Raw genomic sequence first — 6571 nt, 5'->3', positions numbered from 1 at the left:
AGCAACCATGGTGAATATATTAACGACAGGTCGCACGAACCCTCCAGGCCGGGTAAGGCGCAGCCGCCACCCGGCAACACCACGGATACCGTGCCTGATATCTTGCCCGGCGGCGCTGCGCTTGCACGGGCCTACGAGGTATGAGCCTGTGAGAGGACCCCGTAGGCCGGGTAAGGCGCAGCCGCCACCCGGCAAAATAACGGCACAACCGGAAATGTCCTTGTTCGCAGTGCGCCTGGCAGGGCTACAACTTCTATGTTAATTCCGGGCATATTGCGCTCCCGGTTAGTCTTCTGCGTTATGTCAATCATGGCGCAGGGAGCGCACAGGGGGCGGCCAGTCGCCGCCCCCTGTACCCCCGGCCTGCCGGGAACGTCTCAGCGATGTTGAGGCCGCCAGCACCGGCAGTTTCAGCAAGGCTGGTGAATAAATGAACGACAGGCCGCACGGACCCCAGGTCGGGTAAGCGAAGCGCCACCGACAAAACGATGGCTCCTCCGCTGACCTCACTTCATCCGGTGTTCCCCGTTGAGCAGCGCTTCGCGATCGAAAAAGCGCTGGATCACACCCTCCGCCATAAACGCCGCCCGATCGGACATATGGGCGATGACGTCGGCATCGTGGCTGACCAGCAGATAGGTCATGCCGTGCTCCTGTTTCAGGCGATTAAGCAGATTGAGGATTTCCGCCTGCACCGACATGTCCAGCGCCGAGGTCGGCTCATCCAGCAGCAGGATCTGCGGACGCAGCAGCAGGGCACGGGCAATGGCCACGCGCTGCCGTTGACCGCCGGAGAGCTGGTGCGGATAGCGGCGTGCGGCGTCGGCGGCCAGACCCACCTGCTCAAGGGCGGTGGTCACCCGCGGGGCAACGTCGCGGATGCCGTGGATCTGCAGCGGCTCCGCCAGGGTGCGCCACAGGGTATGGTTGGGATGCAGCGAAGCATACGGATCCTGAAACACCATCTGCACATTGCGTCGCAGCTCGCCCTGAAAGCGGGCGCCCGGCGCGATGGCCTGGCCCAGCAGCGCCACGCTGCCGCGCCATTCGCGCTGTAATCCGGCGAGCACGCGCAAAATCGTCGATTTGCCGCAGCCCGAGGCGCCGATCAGGCTGAAGGTTTCCCCGGCGTCGACACGGAAACTGGCGGCGGAAACCGCCGTCTTCGCGCCGAATGTTACCTGTAGATCCTTAAGATTAACGATCGCCATGGGTCGTCTCCGTAAAGTCCTGGGTTCTGTCGAGGGTCGGCAGCATCTGACCGTAGGTTTGCGCATTTGGCCGGCAGGTCCACAGGGTGCGGGTATAAGGGTGCGTCGCGGTCGGCAGCGCCCGCGCCGGCATCTCATCGACCTGTCTCCCCTGGTACATCACCAGCACGCGATCGCAATGCGCGGCCACCAGCGGTAGATCGTGGCTGATCAGTAACATGGCCATCTGCCGCTGCGCGCACTGCTCCACCAGCAGCTCGAGGATCTGGTTGCGCAGGCGGGCGTCAAGGGCCGAGGTCGGCTCGTCGGCTATCAGCACCCTCGGGTTATTGAGCAGCGCGAGGGCGATCATCACCCGCTGCCCCATCCCGCCGGAGAGCTCGCCGGGATAGCGGCTGAGGACCGGGAGATCCAGACCGACGGCGGCGATGGCGTCTTTGACCGCCTCGGCGCGAGCGCGGCGGCGGAGACGCTGATGCAGGGTTAACGCCTCCTCCAGCTGCGTCTGAATGGACTGCACCGGATTCAGCGCATAGCGCGGATCCTGCAGCACCATGGCGATATCGTTGCCGCGCAGTTCGCGCCAGCCGCGGGCGCTGAGGGTCAGCACTTCGCGCCCCAGCACCTCCAGCCGTTCGGCGCTCACCACCCCGGGCTTGCGCACCAGGCCCATCAGCGCCCGGGCGGTCATCGATTTGCCGGAGCCGGATTCGCCCACCAGCGCCAGTCGCTCGTTGCCGAGGGTGAAGCTGACGTTGTCTACCACCCGGGCGGTGGGGTAGTCGACGGCGAGTCCCTGGACGGTCAGTCGGATGTCAGTCATGTTGCGGCTCCAGAATATCGCGCAGGCCATCGCCCAGCAGGTTAAACGCCAGGCTGGCGAGCAGGATCGCCGCGCCGGGGATGGCGGCGATCCACCACTGATCGAAAATCACCTGCATCCCGTCGGCAATCATCGCTCCCCACTCCGCCATCGGCGGGCGGGCGCCAAGGCCGAGAAAGCCGAGCCCGGCGGCGGCGAGGATAATGCCCGCCAGATCGAGCGCCAGCCGGACAATGGCCGACGGCAGACACAGCGGCAGAATATGGCCGACCAGCAGCCGCCAGCCGCGGATGCCCAGCATCTCCGCCGCGGCGAGGTAATCGCTATGGCGCAGGCGCTGAATTTCGCTGCGCGCCTGCCGGGCGTAGGCCGGCCAGGTAGTCAGGGCTAACGCCAGCGCGCCGTTGACCAGCCCCGGGCCGAGCATCGCCACGAACGCGAAGGCGAGGATCAGCCGCGGCATCGACATCACCACGTCGGTAAAGCGCATCAGTATCCGCTCCAGCCACCCGCCATAGTAGCCGGAGAGAATACCCACCAGCAGACCGACGGGCAGGGTAATGGCGGTCACCAGCGCGACCAGACCCAGCGCTGGACGGGCGCCGTAGAGCAGGCGCGACAGCAGATCGCGGCCGTAGCTGTCGGTGCCGAGCCAGTGCCCCGCGCCCGGCCCCTGCAGACGGGCGGCGGCATCCTGCCAGTTGGGATCGTGCGGCGCCAGCCACGGGGCGAACAGCGCGGTCAGCACCAACAGGATCACCAGGGTCAGACCGCAGAAGGCGGCGGGTGAGCGGCGCAGACGGCGTAAAAACAGATAAGTCGGCATCAGCGCACCCTCGGGTCGGTTAACCGCACCAGCAGGTCGGTCAGGTTATTGATCAGCACAAAACTCACGCCGATCAGCAGCGTGCCGCCCATGATCGCCGTGGTATCTCCGGCGAACAGCGCGGTGGTGAGGTAGCGGCCGATCCCCGGCCATGAGAAGACGGTTTCGGTGAGCACCGCCCCTTCGAGCATTGAGGTCCAGGCGAGGGCGGTCACCGTCAGCAGGGTGCCGCGGATATTGGGCAGAACGTGACGCAGCAGAATCGTCATCTCACCGGCCCCTTTGGCCCGCGCCAGCAGAATGTACTCTTTGTTCATTTCACTGAGACAGGCGGAGCGGGTCAGACGGGTGATGCTCGCCAGCGAGTAATAGGCCAGCACCAGCCCCGGCAGCAGCAGATGGCCGATAGCATTTTTGAAAGCCGCTGTATCGCCGGAGAGCCAGGTGTCGATCAGCGCAAAACCGCTGCGCGGCTCGACGGTGTACTGATAAATATCGTCGAGACGACCCGGGCCCGGCGCCCACTGCAGCCGGGCGTAGAACAGGGCCAGCATCAGCAGGCCGAGCCAGAATATCGGCACCGAGTTGCCCAACAGGGTAAAGGTGCGCACCGCCAGATCCCACGGCGAACCGGCGTAACGGGCGCACAGCACCCCGGCGACGATGCCCAGTACCGCGCCGACGATCAGCGCCAGGGTTGCCAGCTCAAGGGTCGCCGGGAAGACCGCCAGCAGATCGTGGAGCACCGGCTGGCCGGTGGCGCTGGCGATACCGAGATCGCCATGGGCCAGGTTGACCAGGTAGTGCCAGAACTGCACCGGCAGCGGCTGGTCGAGACCCAGCTGATGGCGAACCTGATCATAGGTCGACTGGCTGGCATGGTCGCCGACGATCTGCAGTACGCGGTCGACCGGCGACAGCGCGGAGAGCGAGAAGGTGACCAGCAGCAGCCCGAACAGCGTCAGCAGCAGGGTCAACAGCCCCTGCAGCAGGCGGGTAAGATGAGTGGAAAACGATGGCATGGAAAATGGAAATTCCTGGTATATCAACATGGTTCCCGGCGGCGCGACGTCCACCGGGTCCGGGTGGAGAAACGGTCATCCGGGCAGGGCGAGACCGCCATGCCCGGTAACATAACCCGCTTACTTGGTCACGTTATCGTACCAGACCATGTCGGCGTTCAGCCCCTGCTGATAGCCCTTCACGTTATCGCGCACCACGATCTGGGTTTTCCCCTGGTCAATAAAGACGTATGGCGAATGCTGCAGCAGGGTTTCCTGCATCGTTTTGTACAGGTCGAGGCGTTTTGCCGGGTCCGGCTCCGCCACCGCGGCGAGGGTGGCTTTATTCAGCTCAGGGATCTGCCAGCCGTTGAGCCCGGCCACGGTGCTGGATTTACCATCGTTCCATGCAAAGGCGCTGGCGTTGGAATGGGCATCAAAGTAGTCCGGGATCCACAGGCGGATCGCCGCCTGATGCTGCTTCGCGCGCACCCGGGCATAGACCTGGCTGCCGGCGGCGGGTAGCAGATCCACCTTCACCCCACCCTGGGCAAAGCTGGCCTGCAGCGACTGGGCGATGGTGATAAACGGCGGTTTGTTCTCCACGTCGAGGGTGAAGTGGGCATCCTTAATGCCCGCTTTATCAAGGATAGCCTTAGCTTTTTGCGGGTCGAAGGCGAATGGATTGGTCTCCAGTGCCCCCGGCAGGCCGGCCGGCAGGAAGCTTTGGTGAATAAAGTACTGGCCTTTCAGCAGATTTTTGGTGATGCCCTCATAATCGACCAGCCAGCGCGCCGCCTCCCAGAAGGCCGGATTATTGAGCAGCGGGTTGGCGCTGTTGGCGGTATTAAACACCAGATAGTTCTGCTCGGCGGACGGGATGCTCAGCACCTTCACGCCGGGTTTATCCTGCAGGGCGGCAATCTGGTCAGCGCCGAGATCGCGCGCTACGTCGGCATCCCCCTGCTGGATCAGCAGGCGGCGGGAAGCCGGGTCGGGGACGTTTTTAATAATGATGCTCTTGATCTTCGGCGCGCCGGTGGGGGAGCTGGCGTTGGCTTCCAGCACGATGGCCTGATGCGGCTGGTAGACGCGCATTTTATAGGCGCCGCTGCCCGCCGAGTGCATCTTCAGCCAGTCGTTGCCGAAGTCGTTATTTTTCGCGTTCGGCGCCACCTGTTTTTCATCAACGATGGAGGCGATGGGGGTGGAGAGTATATTCAGCGCCACCGCCGGGCTGACGTCGGCAGTCCAGTGCAGCGTCAGGGTATGGTCGTCAACCTTTTTCAGCTGGCTGGCGATGTTGTCCGGCTGCCAGCCGAGCACGTTGAGAATAAACGCCGGCGATTTATTCAGCGTCACCGCGCGGGTGTAAGAGAAAATAACATCTTCCGGGCGCAGCGGATTACCGGAGGCGAATTTGGCATCCGGCTTCAGTTTGATGGTCAGGGTTTTCGTCGCCGGGTCGGCCTGCCAGCTTTCGGCGAGGATCGGCACGATTTTTTCAGGGTTGTTGCGGTCCGGCTGTACCAGGCGCTGGTAGAGGCTGGGCACCGTCTGAATGCTGGAGAGTTCGTTCGCTTCCGCCGGGTCGAGGCTGACGATATCGTCGAGACCCTGGGCGACCACCAGCGTGTTGGGAGGCGTGGCGGCATGCGCGGCGGCGGAGAGCGCCGTCAGTACCAGTAAAGGCAACAGTTTCTTGGTCATATGCAATCCCTGAAAAATGGTTATTTTAATTTTTTATGCTTCGCTACGTTAGGCCGCTTGCCAAAAGGCGTAAAGTCAAAATAAGGATATCCTTATGCTAAAAACGCATAATCAAGAACGACAGGTTATTGCCAGGCGTGCAGAAGCGCCTTTCTCCGCTGCTGGCTTCTTGCTATAACGCATTGTCTATTGCGAGGAGGTGGGTGTGCCGGAAATCAATGAGTTTGGCCAGCAGGTGAACGATCTTGTCCCTGGCTGGCAGGGGGCGCGAGTCCTGCGGCGAATGGCGTTAAATGGCCGTTTTTGTCGACTGGAGCCGCTGGACGTTGACCGTCATGCGGCGGATCTGTTTGCCGCCTATGCGCTAGGCGACAACAGCGACTGGACGTGGCTGGCGTCTACGCGGCCGGAGAGCGTGGCGGCGACCGCCCACTGGATCGCGGGCAAGGTGAATGATGATGCCCTGGTGCCGTACGCGGTGATTGACCTGCGTAGCGAGCAGGCGGTGGGTATCGTCAGCTATATGGCGATCGAACGGGAAATGGGCACGGTTGAGATCGGCCATGTCACCTGGTCGCGACGGATGAAAAACACCCCGCTCGGAACGGAAGCGGTCTGGCTGTTGCTGAAGAACGGCTTTGATCATGGCTACCGTAGGCTGGAGTGGAAATGCGATTCGATGAATGTCGCCTCGCGCCGGGCCGCCGAGCGGCTGGGCTTTAGCTGGGAAGGGCGCCTGCGGCAGAGGCTGGTGCGCAAAGGGCGGACGCGCGACAGCGATATGCTGTCCATCATCGATGGCGAGTGGCCTGCGCGCGATGCGGCGCTGCGGGCGTGGCTGGCGGTGGAGAACTTTACTGCCGACGGGCAGCAGATCAAACGCCTGGAGGCGTTTCGCTAACATCAGAGGCTGTCCCGACCTTCCGGGAACGCCTCTGCGATTTTGACGCCGCCGATACCGGTGGCGTAAGTGGCTACATTAACCGCTGGCCGCCCGGAC

Annotated in this window: 6 protein-coding genes; 1 reads left to right on the top strand and 5 read right to left on the bottom strand. The window is 63.1% G+C overall.

Features of this window, described 5'->3' with window-relative positions:
• Window positions 1–506: 506 nt before the first annotated feature.
• The 5 genes from K5R89_RS12310 to K5R89_RS12290 all read right to left on the bottom strand — a co-directional run bounded on the left by K5R89_RS12310 (window position 507) and on the right by K5R89_RS12290 (window position 5571).
• Window positions 507–1211, bottom strand: a complete 705-nt coding sequence (locus K5R89_RS12310; protein ID WP_032455040.1) for an ABC transporter ATP-binding protein — start codon at window positions 1209–1211, stop codon at window positions 507–509.
• A complete protein-coding gene (locus tag K5R89_RS12305; protein WP_217259371.1) occupies window positions 1198–2034 on the bottom strand; it encodes an ABC transporter ATP-binding protein in 837 nt (278 codons plus the stop codon). The genes K5R89_RS12310 and K5R89_RS12305 overlap by 14 nt, the downstream gene beginning before the upstream one ends.
• Window positions 2027–2860, bottom strand: a complete 834-nt coding sequence (locus K5R89_RS12300) for an ABC transporter permease (protein WP_032455042.1) — start codon at window positions 2858–2860, stop codon at window positions 2027–2029. The genes K5R89_RS12305 and K5R89_RS12300 overlap by 8 nt, the downstream gene beginning before the upstream one ends.
• Window positions 2860–3882 carry an ABC transporter permease gene (locus tag K5R89_RS12295; RefSeq protein ID WP_044521521.1) on the bottom strand — a complete coding sequence of 341 codons (1023 nt, stop codon included), beginning with the start codon at window positions 3880–3882 and terminating at the stop codon, window positions 2860–2862. The genes K5R89_RS12300 and K5R89_RS12295 overlap by 1 nt, the downstream gene beginning before the upstream one ends.
• Before the next feature lie 120 nt (window positions 3883–4002).
• Window positions 4003–5571, bottom strand: coding sequence for an ABC transporter substrate-binding protein (locus K5R89_RS12290; RefSeq protein ID WP_023288755.1), 1569 nt, complete (start codon window positions 5569–5571; stop codon window positions 4003–4005).
• Window positions 5572–5776: 205 nt separating this feature from the next.
• Between K5R89_RS12290 and K5R89_RS12285 the strand changes: the two genes are divergently transcribed.
• Window positions 5777–6472 (top strand): GNAT family N-acetyltransferase, encoded by a 696-nt coding sequence (locus K5R89_RS12285; protein ID WP_217259372.1) that lies wholly within the window; start codon window positions 5777–5779, stop codon window positions 6470–6472.
• Window positions 6473–6571: the final 99 nt, after the last annotated feature.

Origin of the sequence: Klebsiella sp. TF21-TM (assembly GCF_019753495.1) — a bacterium.
Classification (GTDB): domain Bacteria; phylum Pseudomonadota; class Gammaproteobacteria; order Enterobacterales; family Enterobacteriaceae; genus Klebsiella; species Klebsiella quasipneumoniae.
The sequence above is the reverse complement of the archived record's forward strand: the minus strand, read 5'-3'. Positions and strand labels throughout refer to the sequence as shown.

Excerpts from the sequence above, each read along its gene's own strand:
- K5R89_RS12305 (WP_217259371.1), bottom strand. The coding sequence starts at position 2,034 with ATGACTGACATCCGACTGACCGTCCAGGGACTCGCCGTCGACTACCCC.
- K5R89_RS12290 (WP_023288755.1), bottom strand. The coding sequence starts at position 5,571 with ATGACCAAGAAACTGTTGCCTTTACTGGTACTGACGGCGCTCTCCGCC.
- K5R89_RS12310 (WP_032455040.1), bottom strand. The coding sequence starts at position 1,211 with ATGGCGATCGTTAATCTTAAGGATCTACAGGTAACATTCGGCGCGAAG.
- K5R89_RS12295 (WP_044521521.1), bottom strand. The coding sequence starts at position 3,882 with ATGCCATCGTTTTCCACTCATCTTACCCGCCTGCTGCAGGGGCTGTTG.
- K5R89_RS12300 (WP_032455042.1), bottom strand. The coding sequence starts at position 2,860 with ATGCCGACTTATCTGTTTTTACGCCGTCTGCGCCGCTCACCCGCCGCC.